23 protein-coding genes are annotated in these 24,021 nt (G+C 62.0%); 12 read left to right on the forward strand and 11 right to left on the reverse strand.

What is annotated here, in order from left to right; all coding sequences use genetic code 11:
• Positions 1–22 precede the first annotated feature (22 nt).
• The 7 genes from ACQCSZ_RS20430 to hxlB form a co-directional block, all read right to left on the reverse strand.
• Entirely contained in the window at positions 23–643 is a 621-nt protein-coding gene (locus ACQCSZ_RS20430; RefSeq protein WP_427005469.1) for an MBL fold metallo-hydrolase, read from the reverse strand.
• The gene (locus ACQCSZ_RS20435; RefSeq protein ID WP_427008402.1) at positions 640–1,746 is read right to left on the reverse strand and encodes an S-(hydroxymethyl)mycothiol dehydrogenase; all 1,107 of its coding nucleotides are present in this window, start codon (positions 1,744–1,746) and stop codon (positions 640–642) included. Before ACQCSZ_RS20435 ends, ACQCSZ_RS20430 begins: the two co-directional genes overlap by 4 nt.
• A gap of 105 nt (positions 1,747–1,851) precedes the next feature.
• The gene (locus ACQCSZ_RS20440; RefSeq protein WP_427005470.1) at positions 1,852–2,844 is read right to left on the reverse strand and encodes a glucose-6-phosphate dehydrogenase assembly protein OpcA; all 993 of its coding nucleotides are present in this window, start codon (positions 2,842–2,844) and stop codon (positions 1,852–1,854) included.
• Positions 2,841–4,397 (reverse strand): glucose-6-phosphate dehydrogenase, encoded by a 1,557-nt coding sequence (zwf, locus tag ACQCSZ_RS20445; RefSeq protein WP_427005471.1) that lies wholly within the window; start codon positions 4,395–4,397, stop codon positions 2,841–2,843. Before zwf ends, ACQCSZ_RS20440 begins: the two co-directional genes overlap by 4 nt.
• Before the next feature lie 46 nt (positions 4,398–4,443).
• Entirely contained in the window at positions 4,444–4,635 is a 192-nt protein-coding gene (locus tag ACQCSZ_RS20450) for a hypothetical protein (protein ID WP_427005472.1), read from the reverse strand.
• Positions 4,636–4,896: 261 nt separating this feature from the next.
• Entirely contained in the window at positions 4,897–5,520 is a 624-nt protein-coding gene (gene hxlA / locus ACQCSZ_RS20455; protein WP_164204622.1) for a 3-hexulose-6-phosphate synthase, read from the reverse strand.
• A gap of 82 nt (positions 5,521–5,602) precedes the next feature.
• Positions 5,603–6,202 carry a 6-phospho-3-hexuloisomerase gene (gene hxlB / locus ACQCSZ_RS20460; protein ID WP_427005473.1) on the reverse strand — a complete coding sequence of 200 codons (600 nt, stop codon included), beginning with the start codon at positions 6,200–6,202 and terminating at the stop codon, positions 5,603–5,605.
• Positions 6,203–6,561: 359 nt separating this feature from the next.
• On the opposite strand from hxlB, the gene ACQCSZ_RS20465 reads away from it, so the two are divergent.
• From ACQCSZ_RS20465 to ACQCSZ_RS20515, 11 genes are all read left to right on the forward strand, one after another.
• On the forward strand, positions 6,562–7,251 hold the full coding sequence (locus tag ACQCSZ_RS20465) for a FadR/GntR family transcriptional regulator (protein WP_427005474.1): 690 nt from the start codon (positions 6,562–6,564) through the stop codon (positions 7,249–7,251).
• Positions 7,248–7,955, forward strand: a complete 708-nt coding sequence (locus ACQCSZ_RS20470) for a cache domain-containing protein (RefSeq protein WP_427005475.1) — start codon at positions 7,248–7,250, stop codon at positions 7,953–7,955. The genes ACQCSZ_RS20465 and ACQCSZ_RS20470 overlap by 4 nt, the downstream gene beginning before the upstream one ends.
• Positions 7,956–8,595: 640 nt before the next feature.
• The gene (locus tag ACQCSZ_RS20475; protein WP_427005476.1) at positions 8,596–10,068 is read left to right on the forward strand and encodes an APC family permease; all 1,473 of its coding nucleotides are present in this window, start codon (positions 8,596–8,598) and stop codon (positions 10,066–10,068) included.
• A 272-nt stretch (positions 10,069–10,340) separates the two neighbouring features.
• On the forward strand, positions 10,341–10,529 hold the full coding sequence (locus ACQCSZ_RS20480; protein WP_427005477.1) for a hypothetical protein: 189 nt from the start codon (positions 10,341–10,343) through the stop codon (positions 10,527–10,529).
• Positions 10,530–11,890: 1,361 nt separating this feature from the next.
• Complete coding sequence (locus ACQCSZ_RS20485) at positions 11,891–12,271, forward strand: cupin domain-containing protein (RefSeq protein WP_427005478.1); 381 nt, start codon at positions 11,891–11,893, stop codon at positions 12,269–12,271.
• A gap of 23 nt (positions 12,272–12,294) precedes the next feature.
• Positions 12,295–12,762: a dimethylamine monooxygenase subunit DmmA family protein gene (locus tag ACQCSZ_RS20490; RefSeq protein WP_427008403.1), complete on the forward strand. Its 468-nt coding sequence runs from the start codon at positions 12,295–12,297 to the stop codon at positions 12,760–12,762.
• Positions 12,759–13,745: a PDR/VanB family oxidoreductase gene (locus ACQCSZ_RS20495; RefSeq protein ID WP_427005479.1), complete on the forward strand. Its 987-nt coding sequence runs from the start codon at positions 12,759–12,761 to the stop codon at positions 13,743–13,745. Before ACQCSZ_RS20490 ends, ACQCSZ_RS20495 begins: the two co-directional genes overlap by 4 nt.
• Positions 13,742–14,740 (forward strand): heme-dependent oxidative N-demethylase family protein, encoded by a 999-nt coding sequence (locus ACQCSZ_RS20500; RefSeq protein ID WP_427005480.1) that lies wholly within the window; start codon positions 13,742–13,744, stop codon positions 14,738–14,740. Before ACQCSZ_RS20495 ends, ACQCSZ_RS20500 begins: the two co-directional genes overlap by 4 nt.
• 369 nt (positions 14,741–15,109) lie before the next feature.
• Positions 15,110–17,050 (forward strand): primary-amine oxidase, encoded by a 1,941-nt coding sequence (locus ACQCSZ_RS20505; protein WP_427005481.1) that lies wholly within the window; start codon positions 15,110–15,112, stop codon positions 17,048–17,050.
• Between the two features lie 128 nt (positions 17,051–17,178).
• Positions 17,179–17,829, forward strand: a complete 651-nt coding sequence (locus tag ACQCSZ_RS20510; protein ID WP_427005482.1) for a DUF5134 domain-containing protein — start codon at positions 17,179–17,181, stop codon at positions 17,827–17,829.
• 302 nt (positions 17,830–18,131) lie between these two features.
• Complete coding sequence (locus ACQCSZ_RS20515) at positions 18,132–19,952, forward strand: glycoside hydrolase family 15 protein (RefSeq protein ID WP_427005483.1); 1,821 nt, start codon at positions 18,132–18,134, stop codon at positions 19,950–19,952.
• Here the strand turns inward: ACQCSZ_RS20515 and ACQCSZ_RS20520 are convergent.
• Both ACQCSZ_RS20520 and ACQCSZ_RS20525 read right to left on the reverse strand, forming a co-directional pair.
• Entirely contained in the window at positions 19,924–20,412 is a 489-nt protein-coding gene (locus ACQCSZ_RS20520; RefSeq protein ID WP_427005484.1) for a hypothetical protein, read from the reverse strand. The genes ACQCSZ_RS20515 and ACQCSZ_RS20520 overlap by 29 nt on opposite strands.
• Positions 20,413–20,540: 128 nt before the next feature.
• A complete protein-coding gene (locus tag ACQCSZ_RS20525) occupies positions 20,541–21,998 on the reverse strand; it encodes a GntR family transcriptional regulator (protein ID WP_427005485.1) in 1,458 nt (485 codons plus the stop codon).
• Positions 21,999–22,548: 550 nt separating this feature from the next.
• On the opposite strand from ACQCSZ_RS20525, the gene ACQCSZ_RS20530 reads away from it, so the two are divergent.
• Entirely contained in the window at positions 22,549–22,764 is a 216-nt protein-coding gene (locus ACQCSZ_RS20530) for a hypothetical protein (protein WP_427005486.1), read from the forward strand.
• Here the strand turns inward: ACQCSZ_RS20530 and ACQCSZ_RS20535 are convergent.
• Positions 22,761–23,573 carry a thiazole synthase gene (locus tag ACQCSZ_RS20535; RefSeq protein WP_427005487.1) on the reverse strand — a complete coding sequence of 271 codons (813 nt, stop codon included), beginning with the start codon at positions 23,571–23,573 and terminating at the stop codon, positions 22,761–22,763. The genes ACQCSZ_RS20530 and ACQCSZ_RS20535 overlap by 4 nt on opposite strands.
• Positions 23,566–23,814 (reverse strand): sulfur carrier protein ThiS, encoded by a 249-nt coding sequence (thiS, locus tag ACQCSZ_RS20540; RefSeq protein WP_427005488.1) that lies wholly within the window; start codon positions 23,812–23,814, stop codon positions 23,566–23,568. The genes ACQCSZ_RS20535 and thiS overlap by 8 nt, the downstream gene beginning before the upstream one ends.
• Positions 23,815–24,021: the final 207 nt, after the last annotated feature.

Raw genomic sequence — 24,021 nt, forward strand, 5'->3', positions numbered from 1 at the left:
CTGCTGATGGGGGAACCCTGCTCTACTGGGAAACCTTAGCCAGCGTTTCCCGTTCCGCACCAATGGTGGTGTTATCACCGTGGCCGGTGCGGACCACGGTCTCCGGCGGGAGGGTGAGCAGCCGTTCCCTGATGGAAGTCAGGATGGTGGGGTAATCGCTGTAGGATCGTCCCGTCGCTCCCGGTCCACCGTTAAAGAGGGTGTCGCCGGTGAAGACCGTTCCCTCACTTTCGAGGTAAAAGCAGGTGGAGCCCGGGGAATGGCCCGGGGTGTGGATGGCCAACAGCGCGGTGCCGCCCACCTCGAACACGTCACCGTCCCCGTGGTAGCGGTCCGGTTCCATATCCGGGTAAACCTGCTTCCAGAGAACCAGGTCCTCCGGGTTCAGGACGATGGGGGCGCCGACAGCGTCCGCGACCTCCCGCGCCGCGCCGATGTGGTCGTTGTGCGCGTGGGTCAGCAGGATGGCCAGGACCTTCCGGCCGCGCACCTGGCCGATGATCGCTGCCGCATCATGCGGCGAATCGATGATGACGCACTCATGGTCGTTGCCCACGATCCAGACGTTGTTGTCCACGTCCCAGGTGCCGCCGTCGAGCGAAAAAGTGCCCGAGGTGACGAGGTTTTCGATGGTGACTGTCATGAGAGCTCCTTCAGAGACTGTATTTCAACGACGGAACGCAGGACCTTGCCGTCATGCATCCTCGCGAAGGCCTCTTCGACCTGGTCGATGGTGATGCGCTCGGTGACGAAGGCGTCCAGATCCAGGTTGCCCTGCTTGTAGTGCGCCACGAGCATCGGGAAGTCCCGGGAGGGCAGGCAGTCGCCGTACCAGGAGGACTTCAGGGACCCGCCGCGGCCAAAGACGTCCAGCAGGGGCAGCTCAAGCTTCATGTCCGGCGTCGGGACGCCCACCAGCACCACCCTGCCGGCGAGATCGCGGGCGTAGAACGCCTGCTTGTAGGTTTCGGGACGTCCGACGGCGTCGATCACCACGTCCGCGCCGTTGCCTCCGGTGAGGGCCCGGATGGCCTCGACCGGGTCTTCCTTGCTGGAGTCCACGCCGTGGGTGGCGCCGAGGGACTTGGCCATTTCCACCTTGTTGGCGTCGATGTCCACCGCGATGATGGTGGTGGCGCCCGCGAGCTTTGCGCCGGCGATCGCGGCGATGCCCACGCCGCCGCAGCCGATCACGGCCACGGATTCGCCGCGCTTGACCTCGCCGGTGTTGATGGCGGCACCGATGCCGGCCATCACACCGCAGCCGAGCAGCCCGACGGCGGCGGGATCGGCGTCGTCGTCAATCTTGGTGCACTGCCCGGCGGCCACGAGCGTCTTCTCCGCGAAGGCGCCGATGCCCAGCGCGGGAGAGAGTTCCGTGCCGTCCTCGAGGGTCATCTTCTGCGTCGCGTTGTGCGTGTTAAAGCAGTACTGCGGCTGGCCCTTGGCGCAGGCCCGGCACTGGCCGCAGACGGCCCGCCAGTTCAGGATGACCCGGTCGCCCGGCCGAATCTGCGTGACATCGGAACCCACCGCGCTGACCACACCCGTGGCCTCATGGCCCAGCAAATACGGGAACTCATCACCGATGCCGCCCTGCCGGTAGTGCAGGTCCGTGTGGCAGACACCGCAGGTGAGGATGTCCACCAGCGCCTCCCCCGGCCCGGGATCCGGCACCAGGATAGTCTCCACCGAAACCGGGGCGTTCTTCGCCCGGGCGATGACTGCCTGTACTTTATGGACCATCATTCTTGTGTTCCTTTCCTGGACCCGGCCGGATCCGCTGTATCGGCACCAGGTGCCAATCTAACTAACGCGTTGGGGTTCCTGGTCCTCGGTTGCGCGGTCCCCCTAAACGGCGATCAGTGACTGAAGATCCCGGTTACGCCTTGGTTCCCCGTTGCACGTGAACGTCATGTCGGTTTCTTGGTGCATTTTGGAGGTATCAAGACTACGGACGGTTTCGCCGAAGACCTTGTCGGGGTCGAGGCGGCGGAGTTCTTCCGCCAGGCAATTCTTGAGGCTGCGGCGGGGCAGGGAGATCCGCTGCGCGGGCTGTCCCGGCTGGGTCAGCACAGCCACTGAGCGACCTGGCCGGGACAGCTGGACATCCCCGGTATCACGGCAGAGCCGGACACTGCGGATACCCATCCCTGCGCGCTCCGGTACAACAGTAACCGGAGCCCTCAGGGACAACTTGAGCCATGCTGCGAGGAGCAGGGTGCTGGGTGAGTCCGAGGCACCCTCGACGGTGACGGCCGTGACGGGCGAGTCGTCGGCCTGGTCCAGGACCGCGGCGAGCTGGATCCGCCAGTTCGTCAGCCGGGTCCAGGCGAGGTCGGTGTCCCCGGCCTTGTAGGTGCGTCGGATGGTCTCCAGGGCCGCCTGGGGGTCGGCCTCGTTGGCCGAGTCCGTGATCCGGCGGTGCGCGATGCGCCCGATGGAGGTCTGGCCGGCGTTGTCCGGGGCGCCGTGCGGCCACCATGCCACGATCGGCGCGTCGGGCAGCAGCAGGGCCGCGACGAGGGATTCGCTTTCCTGGGCGAGTTCGCCGTAGCCGCGGAGCACGATCACCTCGGAGGCGCCGGCGTCCCCGCCCACCCGGATCTGGGCGTCCAGGCGGGTGGGCGCGTCAGCGCCGGCGTCGGCGAGCACGATGATCCGGCACGGGTGTTCGCGGCTGGCCTCGTTGGCGGCCTCGATGGCCTCCTCTTCCAGCCCCGATTTGGTCACGACCACAAGGGTCAGGACCCGGCCCAGGGCGATCACGCCGCCCGCCTCGCGCAGGGCCATGATCTTCTTGGAGATCTTCGAGGTGGTGGTGTCGGGCAGGTCTACGATCATGGCCTTCTCCAGGTTCGTCCGTCACGGGCCAGCAGCTCGTCGGCGGAGGCGGGGCCCCAGCTGCCGGGGGCGTAGGGTTCGGGCTGTCCGGGCAGCGACGCCCAGTAGTCCTCGAACGGGTCCAGGATTTTCCAGGACAGTTCCACTTCCGCGTGCCGGGGGAACAGCGGCGGTTCGCCGAGCAGCACATCCAGGATGAGCCGTTCGTAGGCCTCCGGGCTGGATTCGGTGAAGGAGTGGCCGTAGCCGAAGTCCATCGTGACGTCGCGGACTTCCATCTGGGTGCCCGGGACCTTGGACCCGAAGCGGATGGTGGCGCCCTCGTCGGGCTGGACCCGGATCACCACGGCGTTCTGGCCGAAGTCGTCCTCGGCGTGGTCACGGAACAGCAGGTTCGGTGCCCGCTTGAATACCACCGCGATCTCCGTCACCCGGCGGCCGAGCCGCTTGCCGGCACGCAGGTAGAACGGCACCCCGGACCAGCGGCGGGTGTGGATGTCCACCCGGATCGCGGCGAACGTCTCGGTGGTCGAATCGGCCGGAATGCCGTCCTCCTCCAGGTACCCGAGCACCTGCTCGCCGCCCTGCCAGCCGCCGGCGAACTGCCCGCGGGCCGAGTGGGCGGACAGGTCCTCGGGGAGCCGGACCGCGGCGAGGACTTTTTCCTTCTCCGCGCGCAGGTCATCGGCGTTGAAGGAAATGGGTTCCTCCATCGCGGTCAGCGCGAGCAGCTGCAGGAGGTGGTTCTGGATGACGTCGCGGGCCGCGCCCACGCCGTCGTAGTACCCGGCGCGGCCGCCGGTGCCGATGTCCTCGGCCATGGTGATCTGGACGTGGTCCACATAGTTGGCGTTCCAGAGCGGCTCGAACAGCTGGTTTGCGAAGCGCAGCGCCAGGATGTTCTGGACCGTCTCCTTGCCCAGGTAGTGGTCGATCCGGAACACGGCATCCGGCGGGAACACCGACTCGACGATGTCGTTGAGCTGCCGGGCCGACTCGAGGTCGTGCCCGAACGGCTTCTCGATGACCACACGGCGCCACTTCTCCCCCTCGGCCTGCGCCAGTCCGTGCTTGGACAGCTGCCGGCAGACCTGCTCGAATGCCTTCGGCGGAATCGACAGATAGAACGCGTGGTTCCCGCGGGTGCCGCGCTGCTCGTCCAGTTCATCGATGGTGTCGCCGAGCCGCTCAAAGGCGTCGTCGTCGTCGAACTCTCCCTGGACAAAACGGATGCCCTCGGAGAGCTGGTTCCAGACTGCCTCGTCAAACGGGGTGCGGGCATAGGCCATGACCGATGCCTTCACCTCGGCGGCGAAGTCTTCGTTCTCCCACTCCCGGCGGGCGAAGCCCACCAGCGCGAAACTCGGCGGCAACAGCCCCCGGTTCGCGAGGTCATACACGGCCGGCATGAGCTTCTTACGGGCAAGATCCCCCGTCACTCCAAAGAGCACCAACGACGACGGGCCGGCAATCCGGTTCAGACGGCGGTCCCGCGGATCACGCAGCGGATTGACCCCGGACCGCACACTTGAATCAACGTCGGTAAGTGACATACTTGCTTCTAACTTTCGACAGGGCAGTCCGACCGTGGACCGGCGGTTACGAGAGGATCTGCTCGCGGGTCTCCCCGTAGGGAACGGTGTCACTGAGGGCGAGGGTGTACCGGCTGGGAGTATGGCGCGTGACCAGAATGCCGGAATAGCACTGGGGCCTCGCTACCTGCCGGAGCGCGGCCTCGGCATCGTCGAGCAACTCGTAAAGACGACTCGGCTCGGTAACGACTACTTCCAAATTGTGTGTGGCCTGACTTCGCATGATGAAACAGTTCCTTCCCATGGGTTTGAGTGCGCCCATGCGCCACCCCACGTCATTGGGGGTGTTGTGTTCCTGGAATTGGATTCAGCACTGAACTGTACTGCCCGCGGTGACGTATCTCCGCGGGCAGTACAGGAAAGACATTGCCGGCTGCAGGCCCCAATCACAAGGTCCTGCAGCCCGGAGGTGGCGTCCCGCGACTGTTTGGAGTGCGGGAGGCCACCGTCAACCGGCTGGTTAGTTGATGGCGGCGCGGAGCTGCTTGGCTGCCAGGGCCGGGTCGGCTGCACCGTAGATGGCGCCGCCGGCGACGGCGACATCAGCGCCTGCCTTCTGGACGTCTCCGATGGTGGCGAGCTTCACGCCGCCTGCCACAGAGAACGGAACGCGGGCTTCTGCGCCGGCGCGGAGCAGACCGTTCAGGTCGAAGCCGGGCTTTGCCTGCTCGTCCAGGCCAGCGTGCATCTCAACGAACTTCGCACCCAGGGCGCGTACTTCCTTGGCGCGGGTCACCTTGTCCTCGATACCGATGAGGTCAACGACAACACCCTTGTTGTGGGCCTTGGCAGCCTTGACGGCGCCGGCGATGGTGGAGTCATCGGCTGCACCGAGCACGGTGACCAGGTCAGCGCCCGCCTTGAAGGCGATGTCAGCTTCGAGTTCGCCGGCGTCCATGGTCTTGAGGTCAGCGAAAACAACCTTGTCCGGGTGGGCGTTCTTGATCGCGGTGATGACGGAGAGGCCTTCGGCCTTGATCAGCGGGGTTCCCAGCTCGATGATGTCAACAAATTCGGCAACCTGGCCGGCGAGTTCGAGGGCGGCTTCGGTGGTCAGCAGGTCGATAGCAACTTGGAGCTTCATGATGGTGTTTTCTTTCTGTTGGGAAATGCGGTGGGTGTTGAAAATTGAGTGGATGCTGCGGTGGGTGAAATCTGGGCCACGGCTATTCGAGGTTTGCGTGCCTGAGCCAGAGCTCTTCGGCAGGTACATCCGTGTTGTCCCACAGGGACTGGAAGAGTGCTTCGGTGGCGAGGAATAGTACCTGCTCGAAAAGGGACCCTGAGTACTGGCGGGAAACGCTGGAGCCGTGGTCGGTCTTCTGGGCTGCGGGAATGATCACCAGAGCGTCGGCGAGGCCGGCAAGCGGTGAACTCGGGTTGGTGGTGAACGCGGCAATCCGTGCACCCGCCTTAGCCGCTGTTTCGGCCGACTTGACTACCCCCGAGGTTGTTCCCGATCCCGAGGCCACCAGGAGCAGGTCGCCGGAAGCGATTGCGGGAGTGGTGGTGTCACCGGCGATGTGGACGTTCAGGCCAAGGTGCATCAGCCTCATGGCGGCCATTCGCAGTACCAGGCCGCTGCGGCCGGCTCCGGCGACGAACACCCGGCCAGGCTGGCTAAGGTGGCGCGCCAGATCGGCGATCTGCTGTTCGTCGATCTTGGCCGCTGTGTCCGTGATCTCGTCCCTGACAAGAGAGAGATTCCGGACAATGTCGTCTGTGCTGCTGTAGCCGGTACGAACTTCACCTGCTGTCGTAGTCACGATGTTTTCCCCTTCTATTCGGTCGTTGGCCGGTAGCAGCCGAACGACGCTTTCTGGTTGATATCCATACTCCCGAAGCGTTTGGGCAGGGGTAACACTGTTTTCTGACGGTTCTGACTACACTTTAGGATTGGCGCTGCCGCCTGAGGCATGCTGGGGTGCCGGAAAGCCACAGCTTTGAAGGATTTATTGCATAGACTCTGTACAACGAGCTGAGTCCTGTCGGAGCTGTCCGGACCTGCTTGTTATTGACCCACCCCGTAGCCCAGTTCCCGGAGCGCAGACTTTTGGCCTCGCCGCCCTCATTCCAGTCCCAGATATATCGGTCCCTGCCGGAAATCGAGAGGGCCGATGCGATCGTGGACAGGATTACCAAGGCCATCGGGCTCGGGCTGCTCAAGGTGGGTGAACGTTTGCCTCCCGAAGCGGCACTCTCGGAAATGTTCGGGGTTGGCGGCGCGACTCTTCGCGAAGCTTTGGGGGAGTTGCGCGAGCGCGGAGTCGTCGAGACCCGGAGAGGCCGCAGCGGGGGGACTTTTGTCGTCAGTCAGCCTCGTACCCAGACCGACGTAATACGGGACTGGTTCCTCTCGACGTCGATTTCCGAAATCCGTGACATCGGAGACGAACATTCTGCGATCGCAGCCACGACCGTCCGGCTGGCCTGTGAGCGTGCCGAAGCACATGACTTTGAGCGGCTGCAGGAACTTGCCCGGGCGTTGGTTCTGGCCGATTCCCCCGAAGTGCGCGCCCCTGCCGACAGTCGCTTCCACATCGAGATGGCGATAGCCGCCCAGTCACCGAGGCTTGCCAATGCCGAGATCCGGCTTCAGGAAGAAACAGTTCAGCAGCTTTGGACTCCCCTGACGGTGGCATTTGACCCTGAGCAGGCAGCCGCTGAACACTTGGAATTGGTCCGGGCAGTCGCCCAGGACCAGCCCGAGAAGGCCCAGAAACTTGTCCTTGAGCACATCAGGCGGAACATTTTCCACCTGATCGACAAGAAACTGACCCTCGGATACGCCCAATCAAACCAGGATGGTCAATGAAGCCCACCGCTGAAGTCGTACGTGCTGCCTCTGCCCTTTCTTCCTGGCTGAGCGGCGTCTGCATGGAGGTCAACAAACTCTCCAGCGACGTTTCTTCCCTCCTTGAACGAAATCTTGCCGGCAAGTCCAGCGTCGATAGGGCTGCTCTGGAGGGAATGGACGAATATCCCCGGGAGTTCCTGACGAAGAACAGTTTTTCAGCTGGGGCCGGGACCTTCTTTGCCGTGGAAACCCTCGGGGAGGGGGTGCCGGCTTTGGACTGGTGGGCCCGAAAGGAACACGGCACCATCGGCAGGCTCGACCTGGACATAACTCCAGGCAGCAACCGCTATTACGACTATGAGAAGTTGCCGTTCTTCTCCACCGCCGCGTCGACAGGTGAGCAGAGCCTGTGGGGGCCGTATGTGGACTTTCTCGGCTTCGAGGAATACATCCTGACATTTGCGGCTCCGCTTGCGGTCCAGGGACGTTTCACCGGGGTAGCTGCCTGCGACATCCGGGTCAAGGATCTGGAACCCCTCATCATGCCCATCCTTCGCTCCATTCCCGGAGATGCGGCCCTCGTCAACGCCAGCAACCGCGTCATTCTCGGCAACTCCGGGATGTACCTGGTCGGCGAGCGGATCAAATCCGGATCCCCACACCAGCATCGACTGGCTCTGGATGTTCCCCATCTGGGGCTCTCACTGATCTACACCATCTAAGCCTCGGACCTCCTGAAGCAGGCAGGAGATCATGTTGGAGTCCCAGGCCCGGTGATCCAGTGTCCAGAATCTTCCCCACTGCGGCTTTCGCAGGTCAGGGTGCGGGGGTCGCAGGGGAGCCTGATAGCTGTGTGGGTGAGTACCTCGGTGATCATGGCATTAACGTCCAAGCCCGCCGCCGCCGGCCAGCAGTCGGGAAGTGATCCCGTCGAGGGGGTCGGGCATGCCCGAACTTGAACGCCCGGCCCCCAAAAAGACAGGCGTGAACCACCTCGCTGCAAGGGCTTCAGCCGCGGTACGAGGGCCTCATCGTTCACACGGGGCTGACGAAGGCTAGCCGAGAACAGCTCTCCTGACAAGCGTGCACCGATGCAAAAGTCTAATTTTCAAAAAACTGTTGAACTATAGCTATTTGGCTGTAACCTCGGAAGTGAAGTGATCTGCTTCACAGCAGACGCCGCCCCGAACGGTCCGAAGTCTTGCACACGCTCGCAGACCGGATGAAGAAGCATCTCCCCAACTACGACACACTTTCGTCGAAGTCGGCGCGAACCCGACCCCCGGTGTTCTTCTTCCTCAACGACCCAATGGCGCATTCGTCGGCTACTCAAGCCAAATCAGACGATCAAGGGAGATAGTTATGAGTGAAAATCGTTCAGATGGAGTCGATCATCTGGAAAGGTCGATCGACTGGAAGCAGGGTCTGGCCATTGCGCTGGGTGTGCCCTTGCTGATTCTGCCCTCTTTGGGCTACCTTCCGATGTATTTATCGGCTGCGGCCATTCTTATCTGGGGATTATCGGTCCTTCAGGGTTTCATACAGAGCACCGCGTATGCTGAAATGGCCACCACGTTTCCCAAGGCCTCTGGTCTGCCGGGGTTCGCGCAGCATATTTTTCGCACCGAAAACTACCAGGGCAAGTACGACAAGAGCAAGCTGCTCGGCGGCTTCAGCGCCTGGAGCTACTGGTTCGCCTGGACCCCGGTACTGGCGATCTTTTCCATCCTGGTCGGCGGTTACCTGCACGGGCTGTTTCCGGTGCTGGGCGAGACGTTTACCGCATATCAGCTCTCGTTGATCTCAGGTCTGGTGATTTTCACCGGATTGTTCGCGGTTAACTGGTTCGGCCTCAAGGATGGCGCCAAACTGGGTTACATCCTGGCGGCTTTTTCTCTGATCCCGCTGGTTGTCCTGACCGTGGCGCCCTTTGCTACCGGGCACGTTGAGATGGCCAATATCACCGGCAACTGGTTGCCGGCTGACTGGGCCTGGGATCTGCACCATATCCTGATTCTCTTTGGCATCTTTGCGATCGCTCAGTGGAGTGCCTGTGCCTGGGAAACGGCGGCCATCTATGGCCCTGAATACAAAAATCCGGCCAGGGATGTCTCCAACGCGCTGTTTGCCTGCGGCATCATCTGCTTCTTCTCGTTTGTACTGGTGCAAGCCGCAGTGATCGGCGTGCTTGGTGTCGACGGTGTACTGGCCGAACCTGTGTCGCCCCTGATTCCGGTCGCCCGGGCTGTCTTTGGCGAAGCCGGCTCCATGATCACCATCATCATGTTGATCGCCGCGATGGTACTGATCATCCAAACGGCTTACCTCGGTTCTTCCCGCGCCATGCACTCCATGGCGACGGAAGGCAACCTTCCCAAGTCCCTCGGCAAACTGAACCGCCACGGAACTCCGTTTGTTGCCATGCTGGTCATCGGAGTCTTCAATCTGGTCCTGATTTCGATGGGAAACCCCGCGGCAATTGTCGCGGCCTCGGCGATTGGTTACACCTGTGCCAACGGCATCAGCCTATTCGCCTATGTCAGGGCCAAAAAGCACCCTGCCTTTGCTGGTCTGGAAAGGCCCTTCAAGGCGCCCAAGGGCTGGAAAAATGTCGCCATGGCCTTTGGCCTGTTCAATCTGCCGCTGTGTCTGGTCGGTGTGGTCTACTTGAACAGCCTGGAGATCGGCTGGACCCCGACCTGGGTGGGCTTCCTCGTATTGGCGCTCTACATACCCATCTGGTTCTATTCCCAGCATGAATCGAATCGCTCCCAAAAAGCAGCGACTGCCCGCTCGTCAGATCACGATGCCGCAGACCTGACAGTTCCTCGGTGAGGGAACCGTCGCGCTTGTCCCGTTGCTGATCAATATCGGGCAGCCCCGCCATCGTTACGATTCCTTCCAACATTGGAATCGTCCTGACCTACCTGCTGGTCACCGCTCTCATGCCCTGTAACAGGTTCAAGAAAAGTGGCCGCTGGCCAACGAGGGGACAAAGGGGGGCCTCAGCCTCGGTAAGTGGGGCTTTATCGTCAATCTCATTGCGGTGGTGTAGAAGCCGCCATAATGAACAACCTGATCTGGCCTCGCCCAGGAGCTACAACTCTGTGGCTCCGTTCGAGAGACAATTTCCAGTGGTGCGGGTTATCTACATGGGGTTCGTCATTATGGTCGGCCTCCTGCTGTACAGGCTGCGTATCAGGCACCGCATCGGCGTCCTGGAAGAGCATGCGGCAACTGTGCATGGCTCCGTTGATGCTGACGAGGACGATCAGCTTAAACCCGCAATGAACTGATCTCTCAAAGGCAGGAAGGCGGACCGGTCAAGGAACTCGGTCTTGCCTTCCTGTCTGGGCGTCCGGGGTGGGAGTGCGGCCTTGCTTGTTCCACCGTACGCACTTTTCCTTGCTTTTGTGCCGCAGGACGGCGTTACCCGGTTGTGCCCGTGAGCGCTGAACCAGGTGGCCGGCGCAGCAAAGACGGCACGGGCCACGCAAGGCGCCCCGGCGCCGCGCCGTTTAACGGATCATCCGCCCTGCCAGCATGGCGGCCGGGTTTTTCAGCATGCCCTGTTGGGCTGCCGTGTACACCAATAGCCGGAGCCTGCAGCGGTCACGGTTTCGGCCGCCGGCATCTTCGCCCCGACCCAGGATGATCAGCTCGTCCGGGCCTCGGCAGCGGGAGCGCGAATGACGGTGTGGTTGGCCGGGGGCAACCACTCGTCGAATGGGACGTTGAAGCCAGCGGGCGGGGGAAAGCGCCGGCACGCCACGGAGCATTGGCGGAAGAACCGGTTCAGCCTCTCAACCATGCCCCCGGGCTCGGGACCCCCTGGCGAAAGCTTGATCAGGTCCCACCGAGCCAGCGAACGCGGCCACCGGTTCAGTGGCCCGGCCTGCCGATGCCGGCCCCGCTGTCCCGCAGCAGCCAAGACCGCCACGGCCTGCGCGCTACTGCAGCAGGGCCCACACCCCGCCCAACAGGTCCGACATCCCCCAGAAAGGCAGCATCCGGGGCCTGGATGAAGCCCGAGAACTCTCAGATCCGCAGGAACGGGACTTAGGACATAACGGTGAATACGGCACAAGACCGGGCGCCCCTCCCCTGGCTCAACAGGTGGTCCCATGACGGGCGGCAAGAAAGCGCCCTGCAACGGTCCCATCCTCCTGCCAGGCGACGGGGGAACGGTCGGCGGGGCGCCGCCGTAATCAGGCCCGGAGATTGCGTCTCCGAGTGCGAATCCACGCGGGTCAGATGTCCCGGGCACACGTTCGTTCTGGCGCAAGTCATGGACCCGGGCCCAAGACACTAGCATCATCAGGTCCGATGGCGACGGCCGCGAACATGCACCTGAACGCTTCCCGAATGTCAACCGACCCTGAAAAAAGATAACTGGAACATCTCATAAGAATTTTTATAAAAAAGTCTGGACTATATGAATTCGGTGGCGTAGTTTTGCTACTGGGATGAACGCACGTGACTCGCATCACACGCCCGGAGGGTTCACAGTAGAGCTCAGCTGGCCCTCTGGAAATAGAGGACGCCGGGTTTGCGACCTCCTTACAGGAGTCACAGCCAGCGCTCTGACCTCATCCTTACGCAGTCTTATATGCACCTAAAGACGAACCATTTCCCAACGGTATTCACAGGAGAGACCATGGAAACCAACCTCGTAGGAACACTCAGCAAGGCCGGATCCATCCACAAGGTAGAAGGCGGCTATCTCGGGCTGCCGCCGATGAACGAGCCTGGGACGATCGCTGCTATCGGTGACTCCCTCCACAACCCTGAGGGGTCGGTGATGAGTGCCGGATTCTTTGAGCTGAAGGCCTCCGAGCCGTTGGTGTACACGTACACGTACGACGAAATGAAGGTCGTTGTGAAGGGTGAGTTCATCCTCACCGACCAGACCACCGGGGAAGTGACACACGCCAAGGAGCGCGACGTGCTGTTCTTCCCCAAGGGCACCACGGTCAAGTTTGAGACCCCTGAGTATGGTCTGGGGTTCTTCACCGGCGACCGCACTTTCGCACCGTAAGACCCTCCATGCGTACCGCGTCCATGCCGCATGAAGCAGGCGCTGGCTTGGCACCGGGTTTCCGCGGTGTCATCTGTGCCTCGTTTGGCGCAACAGATGACACCGCGGATCACGACACCGGTGGCCGGCCCAGGCACGACCTCCGTTTCGAATCTGCAACCCCGGGGACTCTCTCGGACCTGAGATCTGTGCTCGGGCGTTCGCGTGTCGGTGTCCGTCTTGTACTCGCTGGCCCGCCGGCGGACATCCGTGCAGCCGCAGCCGCCGCCGCGGAATGCGGACTGCTGGAGGAGGAGGTGACCCTCCTGTCTGACGAAGCCGGACCCTGCGTTGTTTACTGCCCGCATTGCCTTACCACCACCATTGATCGGGCAGCCGGCTCCGAGGTGGAGTGCCAAGGATGTGCCACCGTCCTGGCTATCACTGATCACTTTTCCCGCCGAAAAGGCGCATATCTGGGTTACTCAGCTCATGCCGAGGAGGCATCATGACAATGACGGCGATCCAGACCAGTGCCCACCCGGCGGTGGAAGGAGGTCTCCAGCTGGAGGTGACAAACGTAAGCCTTCAGACGGAATCGATTATCAGCATCACGTTGGCTGACCCGTCGGGTGAAAGGCTGCCTTCCTATGTCCCGGGGAGCCACCTCGTGGTCCAGTACGGCAGCGGCGTCAATGCCTATTCGCTCACCGGTTCAGGCAACGGCCCGTCCGAATACACCATCTCGGTCCTCCGCGTCGAAGACGGTGGCGGCGGCTCGGTGGCCATGCACCGGCTCTCAGCCGGTGACCGTGTGTATGTTTCGCGGCCCCGCAGTGCCTTTGCCCCGGTGTCAACAGCGACGCATCACCTGCTGGTTGCGGCAGGAATCGGCATCACGCCGGTGCTTTCGCACGCCCGGGCCGCGGCCGAACGGGGCATCGAAGCATCCCTGATCTACGTCCACCGGCCCGGGGCCGGGGCGCACGTGGCAGAAGCGAGGGAACTGCTGGGACCGGGGCTGACCGCGCTGATCGAATGTACTGATCGCGGCAGTTTCCAGAAGGTCCTGACCGAACAGCTCACGACCCAGAACCTCGGAACCCACCTCTACGTCTGCGGGCCGGCTGCCTTCATGGATGCGGTCCTGGACCAGGCACGGGAGCTTGGTTGGTCACCGGCGAGGCTGCATTCAGAAGCCTTCGGCGCGGCCGAACTGGACGATGGCGAACCGTTCACGGTGAACCTGGCCCGCAGCGGCCTGAAGCTTGACGTGCCGGCCGGTGTTTCGCTGCTGGACACACTCGAGAAGGCAGGGAAAAGCATCCCCAATATGTGCCGCAAAGGCATCTGCGGCGAATGTGTCCTGCCGGTCCTCCGCGGAACCCCGCAGCACCGGGACCTTTACCTCACCGACGAGGAAAAGGCCGAGAACACCACCATGATGTGCTGTGTTTCACGCAGCGAAGACCCAGAATTGGAGTTGGACCTTTGAGCATCACCATCGACAAAGACCCTGACACCACCGCCCTCCCGGAACGCATCAGGCGCTTCCCCTTCCCCTTTACCGGCGACCAGTACCGCTACAGCGCCAACGTCGAACCGGCGCACAAAACGGTGCCAACAGAAGCCGGCGCCTGGGGAGCCCGGCTGATCGACATCGACGAGTTCTACCACCAGGAATTGGCGGACCGCGACGAGATCCTGACCCGGGACCCCTCACGCATGCAGGTCCTGCCCCACATGCGGCCCGCCGTGTGGGACGCCCTCACCACCGTGCTGTCCTCCACGGCCGAGGATTACCCGGACACGATGTCCTTCCACCGGGAAGGGAATGCCTGCCGCTGGCAGAATACCCTGCAGGGCCTCGACATCGAGTTCACCGTCGGCGACGATGATTCACTGCCTGGAGGTCCCCTGCGGTTCCTGGGCACCCAGATCCAGGACGACATCGTTCTGCTCGACATCCGGGACAACACGATGTGGCTCGACGCCGGCCTGGTGACCTTTGCCGCGGACTGGTCCTTCAGTTTCGACGTCGGCATGAACTTCCTCGAGATCCACGGTCCCGTCCCGCGGGTCAAGGAAGAAAAGATCGTCAGCCGCGCTGAGCAATTCCTCCTGCGGCTGCAACCCGGAGAACAATTCCGCCGCACCAACTGGACCATGACCATCGGCCAGCGCCTGGACACCTCCACGGAAACCTACCCCGAGTGGGGCCCGGACCGCGGAACCATCGCCGCCGACCCCGACATGCCCGACAAGCTCCACCTCCGCGTCGAAGTCCAGCACCTGATCCGCCTCCCCCACACCGGGGTCCTGATGTTCCTGATCCGCAGCTACCTCCTGCCCCTCTCCGACATCGCCAAGGTCCCCGCTTGGCGGGAAAAATTCGGACACGTCCTGGCCGAGCTCCCGGAAGACATGGCCGAATACAAAGGCATCATCCGCTACCGCAAAACCGCATCCGACTGGCTGCTCGCCAGCTAGCATCCTTCCCGGCCCCCGACCCACCACACCACCGGAACATCAAAGTCTTCTCAAATAGTCCCTAAAAAAAGCTGGACTAGATGATTTTCATGGCGTAGTTTTTTCTACAGACGGAATGCATGTGGCTGGCGTCACAGCGGCAGGGTTCGGAGCGGAACCCGGCCGGCCCCTGGAAGTGGGGATGCCCGGGTTTGCAGACAGTCTCTCCCAGGCTCCGCAGGGTTTGGAGAGGTCTTCGGCGCAGTCTTATTCGCAACCAGGGATGAACAGTTCTGTCAAAGGTGAACAGCACCGGGAATCCAAACCGGGCCTGTACGGGCCAACACACGGCACGACCCGCGTCCTGAACAAACAACCAAGGAGAAAACCATGACTCTTAGCACTGAAACCGACACCGTAGTTGGGGTGGCGCATCCTCTGGATCCGCTGTCCCGTGCCGAGATTTCCCGGGCGGCGGCGATCCTGAAGGATGGACCGGCCGCGGCGGAATCGTTCCGCTTTATCAGTATTGAGCTGCGCGAGCCGGAGAAGGAACTGCTCCGGGCCGGCGCCGCGACGGTGCGCGAGGCTGATGCGGTCCTGGTCAACCGTGCCGAGGGACGCTCCTACGAAGCCATTGTCGACCTTGATTCGGGCATCGTCTCGAAGTGGACCCAGCTGGCCGCGAACATCCATCCCCCGTTCATGCTGGACGAGTTCGCCGAGGGTGAAGAGAGCTGCCGGAAGAACCCCGAGGTCCAGGCCGCCCTGGCCAGGCGCGGCATCACCGACATGTCCCTGGTCTGCTTCGAACCGTGGTCCGTGGGCTACTTCGGTGAAGACAACGAGGGCCGGCGCCTGATGCGCGCCCTGGTCTTCGTCCGCGAGGAGGCCGATGACAGCCCGTACGCGCACCCGATCGAGAACTTCATCGTCATCGTGGACCTGAACTCCGGCGAGGTCGTCAAGGTCGAGGACGACCAGGCCATCCCCGTCCCCAGCGCCAGCGGCAACTACCTGCCCAAGTACGTCGGCGAAGCCCGCACCGACCTCAAACCCATCTCCATCACCCAGCCCGAAGGCGCGTCCTTCACGGTCACCGGAAACCACGTCCAGTGGGCCGACTGGTCCTTCCGCGTCGGGTTCACCCCCCGCGAAGGCCTGGTCCTGCACCAGCTGAAGTTCCGCAACAAGGGCGTCGAACGTCCCGTGATCAACCGGGCCTCACTGTCCGAAATGGTCGTCCCCTACGGCGATACCGCCCCCGTCCAGGCCAAAAAGAACGCCTTCGACTCCGGCGAATACAACATCGGCAACATGGCCAATTCCCTGACCCTGGGCTGTGACTGCCTGGGCGAAATCAAGTACTTCGACGGCATCACCGCCGACAGCCACGGCAACCCGCTGACGATCGAGAACGCCATCTGCATGCACGAGGAAGACGACTCCATCCTCTGGAAGCACTTCGACTTCCGCGAAGGCACCACCGAAACCCGGCGCAGCCGCAAGCTCGTGATCTCCTTCATCGCCACCGTCGCGAACTACGAGTACGCCTTCTACTGGCACCTCTTCCTCGACGGCAGCATCGAGTTCCTGGTCAAAGCCACCGGCATCCTCTCCACCGCCGGCCAGAAACCCGGCGAGAAGAGCCCCTACGGCCAGACCCTGAACAACGACGGACTGTACGCCCCGATCCACCAGCACATGTTCAACGTCCGCATGGACTTCGAAATCGACGGACCCCGCAACGCCGTCTACGAAGTGGACATGGAAATCCCCGAGGACAACCCCACCCACACCGCCTTCAAGGCAGTGGACCGGCTCCTGGAAACCGAACAGGCCGCCATCCGCAAGACAGACTCCTCCAAGCACCGCTTCTGGAAGATCGCCAACCACGACAGCAAGAACCTGGTCAACGAACCGGTCGCCTACCGCCTCATCCCAACCAACGGCATCCAGCTCGCCGCCGGCGACGAGTCCTACGTCAGCAAACGAGCACAATTCGCCCGCAACAACCTCTGGGTCACCGCCTACGACCGGACCGAACGCTTCGCAGCCGGCGAATTCCCGAACCAGGCCACCGGCGCCGACGACGGCCTGCACATCTGGACCCAGGCAGACCGGAACATCGTCGACCAGGACCTCGTGGTCTGGTACACCTTCGGCATGCACCACGTCGTCCGCCTCGAAGACTGGCCCGTCATGCCCCGCCAGAACATCGGCTTCATGCTCGAACCCCACGGCTTCTTCGACCAAAACCCCACCCTCAACCTCCCCAGCAACATCACGGCAGCTATCGAACCCTCGCAGTGCTGCGGAACGGAAAAGTGAACCGACCAAGCTGACGAATTAGAGCTGGAAAAGGAACAAACCCAAACAGGACGGTCCCCGGTGCTGTGGCAGCATCACCGGGGACCGTCCTGCACCTAGCCCACCCCAGTAGTGAGAGCGTGATCCGCGTGTTCAATATCCCGGCGATTACCTGCGCCCTCACGGCCGTCCTGTTGCTTAGCGGGAGCTACCACTTCCTGCAAGCTACAAAGTCTTGCCAGCGCACGGACCAGATCAATAGGGTCCTCCATGGAATCATGAACGTCCTCATGGCTGCCATGTTATGGAACCTTGTGCCGTCAACGGTGCTGGCCCAGATCGCAGTCCTCACTGGCGCAGCGCTGTGGTTTGTCATACAGGCCGTCGCCCGGTCGGAATTCAAAACACTCTGCGCCGGCAGCCAAGGCCGGCTGAAATGCCTCTACCACAGCCTCAGTATGGCCGGCGCTGCGGTCATGCTTGCCATGATGGGTCAGGTCACTACCGGCCCCGTTCCGGCCGGTGGAATTTCAATGTCGAACGCCCATCACTCGATGGCACATGCAGCCGCCCCAAGCACGGCTGCAGCAACCTTAGATCACTCACCCGGTCTGGCAATCTGGCTGACAGTATTATTCGCAGCTGCGGCCGTGGTTTTCATTTTCCTTTTAGCGCGTCGCCGCGTAACGAAAACCACTCTCGACGATGCGGCGACTTCGCGGCCTTCCGTCCGTGCAGAACACGGGCTGGAAGCTCTCGGCGCCGCCGTCATGGCAATGATGTTTGCCACCATGTCATGACCCTGGCAATTGATCGCTCACAAGCAACTCAGGGCGTCGTAAAAATCCGAGCCCTATCAAACGCCAAGCGATCCCTCCTCATCGAAAAGACCTGCGACTCAAGCCTGGAGGGCCGGGGAGCGCTTTTTCTGCACCGGACCTGAGACCGACTGAGCGCAACGGACCCGGGGCCTTCGGCGTGGCCGGCGGATGAAGTTCAACCAGATCCCGGATAAGAATCTATCGGCTTGTCGGTTCCGTGCGAATCAGGTCGGGCATATATTGGGCCTAACCTGGATTGAAAAGTTGTGATTGAGTGGAGCATGGCTTCCCCCATAGAGGACTATGCGTTGCTATCGGATCTTCAGACTGGGCCTCTCATATCCCGGGATGGCAGCGTGGACTGGCTCTGTTTCCCGCGCTTCGACTCGCCGTCCGTGTTTAGCCGAATCTTAGGCACCGATGAGCACGGCCGCTGGCTGTTGGCGCCCAGCGAAGCAGGCGCTGCCGTTGTCGATCGGCACTATATTGACTCGACTTTCGTGCTCCAAACCATCTGGAAGACCAGTCGCGGAATCGTCTTAGTTACCGATTTCATGCCGCTGGGGGATAACGGTTCCTCCCTTGTCCGCCGTGTTACCGGGTTGGAAGGCAGCGTTGAAATGCGCCAGGAGCTTCGGATCCGCCCTGGATATTCAACGGTCCTGCCGTGGATGAGTCGTGTACGCGATAATGCGCAGACGCCGGCGCCAGTCCTGTTGGCCATGGCCGGTCCGGATGCTCTCGCGCTGAGAGGCCCTCATCTTCCGCATGCCCACGCGCACGGGCACGAGGGAGAATTCCTCATTTCGAAGGGCGAGCAGCTTGATTTCGAACTAACGTGGTTCCCTTCGCACCGCCCCTTGCCAGCAGCGGTGGATGTTGATGCCGCCCTCGAAGAAGCCACTGACTACTGGAGCCGCTGGGGAAGTCACTGCCGGCAGGACGGCGCGTATGGGGGTGCGGTAAAGCGTTCGCTGCTGGTACTGCGGGCCCTTACGCATTTGGAAACGGGCGGCATTGTCGCAGCGCCCACGACGTCCCTCCCGGAGGATTTCGGTGGACCGCGGAACTGGGATTACCGGTACTGCTGGTTGCGCGATGCGGCCCTGACACTGGAGTCAATGCTGACCCACGGCTATGAAACGGAGGCACTTCAGTGGCGCAACTGGCTCCTTCGGGCACTGGCCGGCGATCCCGAGCAGATGCAGATCATGTACGGGGTTGGAGGAGAGCGGGAACTCCCTGAACGAGAGCTCAACCACCTTCCAGGTTATGCGAACTCCAGGCCTGTTCGCATTGGCAATGCGGCCGTTTCGCAGTTCCAGGCGGATGTTGTCGGCGAGGTGATGGTGGCATTGGAAAGACTGCGTATGGCCGGGGGCAAAGAAGACCATTTCTCCTGGGCCCTTCAGCGGGCACTCTTGGGATTCGTCGAGAAACACTTCGATGACAGGGATTTCGGCCTTTGGGAGATGCGCGGCGACGCACAGTACTTCACCCACTCCCGGGTGATGATGTGGGCAGCCTTCAACAGCGGGATCCGGGCGGTACGGATCCACGGACTAGCTGGGGATGCTAAGAAGTGGGAGCATCTCCGTGAGCGGTTGCGTGAAGAGATCATGCGCGAGGGATTCGACCGGAGGATTGGCTCCTTTACGCAGACCTATGGCAGAAGGCAAACAGACGCGGCGCTACTAGTCATGCCGCAGGTCGGTTTTCTCCCCTACAACGACAAGCATATGCTCGGCACAGTCGCACGGCTGGAACAAGAACTCCTTACCGACGACGGCCTTTTGCTGCGCTATCGAACGGAGAGTGGCGTTGACGGCCTGCAACCGGGTGAACACCCCTTCCTCGCATGCTCTTTCTGGCTGGTGGAACAGTATGCGCGTACAGGTCGACAGGTCGAGGCAAAGATCCTTATGGACAAACTCGTGGGGTTTGCCAACGAGCTCGGTCTGCTTAGCGAAGAGTACGCAACGAACGAAAGGCGGATGGCTGGCAACTTTCCCCAGGCATTCTCACACTTGACTCTGGTCAGGGCGGCCGACGCCATGCATGGGATCGACCGCCTCAGTCTGGCCGTCGACGCTCCAGTCTAGTGGCCATTGTCGGAGGTGCCTCGTTTTGGAGTAAAACCAGCTCAGGTGGTTGCCAGCATTCTCGAGACAGAGCAGGAGCCAGCAGCGTGGTTGTCCGCAGGCTTGGTACGACCGGCCCACCCACCGGGTTCTCCCCCTCTTGTTTCCTCGCTGCCTCGTCGAGAGCTTCCAGCACCGGCGCATTTTTTGCCGCGTCCGTGAGATCGTAGCGGAGCGGCGTGCCGTTGAGGAGGCTGTCGACGAAGTGTTCGCCCATCCGTACGAAGTGGTTTTCGCCCTTGACCTTGTGATAAATCGTGTCCTGCCCGAAGTGATACTCCTCCAGGACCGAATCCTCCTCCAAGAGCCCAAAAGGATTGTCGAGGTAGAGCCGGCCCTCGGTGCCCGTGCGTTCCAGAAAGTTGCGCCTGACCCAGACGTCCACTTCGTTGCCCTCGGACTCGGCCAGTTGGGCTGTCATAACTGCCCCACATCCGTGCAAGTTGCATCCTGGCCATCATTGAGGTTAGTTCGGGCAAGAGCGTGCCCCGTTCTGCTGGAGCTGGTTGTACGACGAACCCTTCAACGGCCGGTTGTCCACAATCTAAGCTATGTGTGTGGAGCGGTCGTTCGACGCGCACGGTCGGCGGTAGGGGTGCCTACGAAGAGCTTCCACGGCATGGTTTGGAGGGCCATCTGCTTCCCGGCATATCTTGCGGGTGAGTAGACCCCGCCCATGAAACGGCCGGTGTTAGTTGCGATGATCACATCGTTCTGGTCGACGAGGCACGTATTCGGAGGTAGCGCCCGAAGGTGCGATTCGAGCTGGCTCTGGATTCCTCGGACAAGTACGTCTGCAGCCACGATCCCGACCATTTGCTCCCCCACGAAAGCGGCCTTGCTGAAGGTGACGATGTTTTCGTTGCTTCCATTGGCGTCCAGATATGCATGGCTGATGTGGACGGCGCCGTCGCCGTAGTCGTCGGGCCGCCAAGTCGCGGTACCGCCCTGATATAAGTCCCAGTCGATCACGAGCCGCTGAAGTGACTGAGGTCCTGTCGGGGCGTGGCACCACGCGGCGCCTGAAGGGCCGAAAGAGGAGTCAGGCAGGAAGCCCGCTCCGTACAAAAGTGGAGTAGCCCCCTCGAGAGTCCGTCGCGAAGCGTCGTAGATAGCGTCCAGGTCAGAGCTGTCCCCCTGACGCCGTGAGCCGAGCTGAACGCGAACCGCGTGTTCAATTGAACGGATCGAAGATGAGGCCGTATCTGCCAGCAGCCCGGTGAAGGATTCGATCGACGCTACTTCACGTTCCTCCCTGCCGGGGTCAGGAGGAGATTCTTCGCGTGATGCATCGACGCTCATGCGCAGGTCGAGCACCCGGTTCATATCCGAACGCACATGCTCCTCGGCCAGAGTCCGGGCACGAATCCCGTCTCCGGACCGAATCGCCTCCACGATTGCGGCATGCTCTGCTGCGGCGCTGCCGTGTCCGGCATGGACGGCCCAGATCAGCGGCCCGACCTCGGCTTGCATCGCCATCTCCTCGCGTGTGAGCCTCACAGAGCCCGAGCTTGCAGCAAGCTCGATGTGAAACCTGCTGTCGGCGCGAGTGGCATTCGCAGGATCCGCAGACGACTCGATCTTCACCGCCATGGATGCGAGGCGCCCAAGGGAAAGCCGCTCACTCCGCTCCGCAGCGGTAGCAGCTGCCGAGCCCGCCAGGAAGGCCCAGTAGTCACGGATGTCTCGCAGGTCCTCAAGAGAGTAGGCCATGAGCGATTCGCGCTCCGCTTTGATGATGTCGCCGGTATTGGCCTTGACGAAGCTTCCGCCGCCCTTACCCCGCCGCGTCTCGAGCAAGCCGCGCCCCCGCAGCTCGGCCAACGCCGCGCGAAGGGTTAGAGTCGACACACCCATCTTGGCTGCAAGCTCGCTTTCGCTGGGCAACTGAGTCCCGTCTTCAAGCACTCCGAGCTCGATGGCATGCCTGAGCCGCCTCCCGACCTCCTCCCCCCGGTCGAAGGTGGCCAAGGGGGCGAATGCGAGCTGCTCTCTCCACGTGGTCATGGACCCTTGCTCCTTGCCTCAGGCGCGCTTCGCTCCGCCAACTTCATTATCTGACCTTTAACCTTCAATGTCTATTGACATGTAACATTAAAGGTCTAATAATTAGAGTATCACCTCGGAGATCAAGACCACCTCCACTACCTGGTTTGAAAGGAAATGATCAGCATGACGCGAGAACAAGCCTTCGCCGGTTGTCCTTCGGACTCCTACGTGGAGTTCTACGGAGGCCAATGGCTTGTCGTTCCACTCGAGCCTGTTGAGCAGCCCTCCTTTTTCACTTGTCTGCCTGGCAACAGGCGGGGCGCGCGTTACTAGATCTGACGTCTTTGACCAACCGACCACCTCTGCCTGTCAGCGGTATGTGCAGAAAGCCCCGTCCATCAGTCACACTTGCGGATGGGACGGCTACGGCTTTGGTCGAACGCTCAACGCCATGATGCTGTCTACCGGAGTGGCCCCGGGGCCGAATCCAGTGAAGAGACCGTCCCCGCGGAGTCCTACCGGAGTCTTCCGAACGCGGTGAAAGTCTCGATGAATCCGCTAGCAGGGCATGGACGAGGTCGGCGGCTACCATCTCATCGTTCCAAAAACTGCGACCAGTGAGATTAGTCAGATCGATGAACACCACAACCATGCGTGTGGTGACGCGTTCGCCCACGCGAAGGTTTTTCAAATGTGGGATGGCCGAGGGCTTTGGTTGCAGGAAGTGCGGGACGGTGCCGGGCTGCGCATCGCCGCTCCCCCGCAGCCAGAACTGTGGTCCTAGAGGAACTCGGCTCGGCCTTCCATTGCAGAAGACGCCAATGCATGCTCGCGGCGCGGGATCCGCCCGGCCGCCTTCGCCAGTCTGCCGGCGACGACAGCGTGTTTGAAGGCTGCGCCCATGAGCGCAGGGTTCTGCGCGCGGGTCACGGCCGTGGCCAGCAGCACGGCGTCACAGCCCAGTTCCATCGCAAGGGCAGCGTCAGAGGCGGTACCCATGCCCGCATCCAGCACCACAGGCACAGAGGCGCGCGACACGATCAGTTCAATGTTGTGCGGGTTGAGAATTCCCAGGCCCGTCCCAATCGGGGAGCCGAGCGGCATGACGGCTGTGGCTCCCAGGTTCTCCAAACGCAACGCCAGGACGGGGTCGTCGTTCGTGTACGCGAAGACTTTGAAACCACGGTTGACGAGCTGCTCGGTTGCATCAACGAGTTCCACGGCGTCGGGCAGGAGCGTGTGCTCATCTGCAATGACTTCGAGTTTGACCCAGTCCGTTTCCAGCGCCTCGCGGGCCAGCTCCGCCGTCATAACCGCATCCCTTGAGGTGAAGCAGCCGGCGGTGTTCGGCAGGACCCTGATGTTATTGTCCACGAGTAGCTGGAAAAGGGAACTCGTTTCGGTGGGCGAGTACCGGCGCATGGCTACCGTGGTCAGCTCCGTGCCGGAGGCCAGGAGCGCGGCACCGAGCCCGTCCAGGCTGGGCGCTCCGCCTGTGCCCATGATTAGCCGGGAGCTCAATTCCATGCCGTCGATGAGCAGGCGGTCGGTGTCTGTTCCATGCCCGGCTGGAAGTGCAGTTGTTTCAGTCATCATCCTCATCCTCCCTGAATGCCGTAAGGAGCTCGATGTCATCGCCCTCAGCAAGCGCCATACCATACCACTGACTCCGGGGCACGACTTCGGAGTTGCGCGCTAATGTCACACCCAGCCGCTGGCCGTCGGCGGTCTGTCCGTTGGAGGCAGGTTCCCGCCCTGTGATCTGGCTGACGAGCGATGTCACGGAGGCTTTTGCCTTTACGGCGCGGGGTTCGCCGTTCAGTGTGATGTTCATGCTGATTCCTTGTTCTGGTCAAAAGTGACTCGGGTTTGCAGCGGCTGAGCGGACCCTCCGTAAAGCACACCAGAGCGTGTCCCGGCGAAGGGCAGGAATGCCTCCCACAGCAGCTCCGTTTATCAAGAAAGCGGCGCGTGCGCGACCCGGGCTATGGAACGAAGGAGCGGCCACGGTAGCCCGGGCCGCTCACCTTTGCATGGGGCG

It is taken from the genome of Pseudarthrobacter sp. H2 (genome assembly GCF_050157045.1).
In the GTDB taxonomy this organism is placed as follows: domain Bacteria; phylum Actinomycetota; class Actinomycetes; order Actinomycetales; family Micrococcaceae; genus Arthrobacter.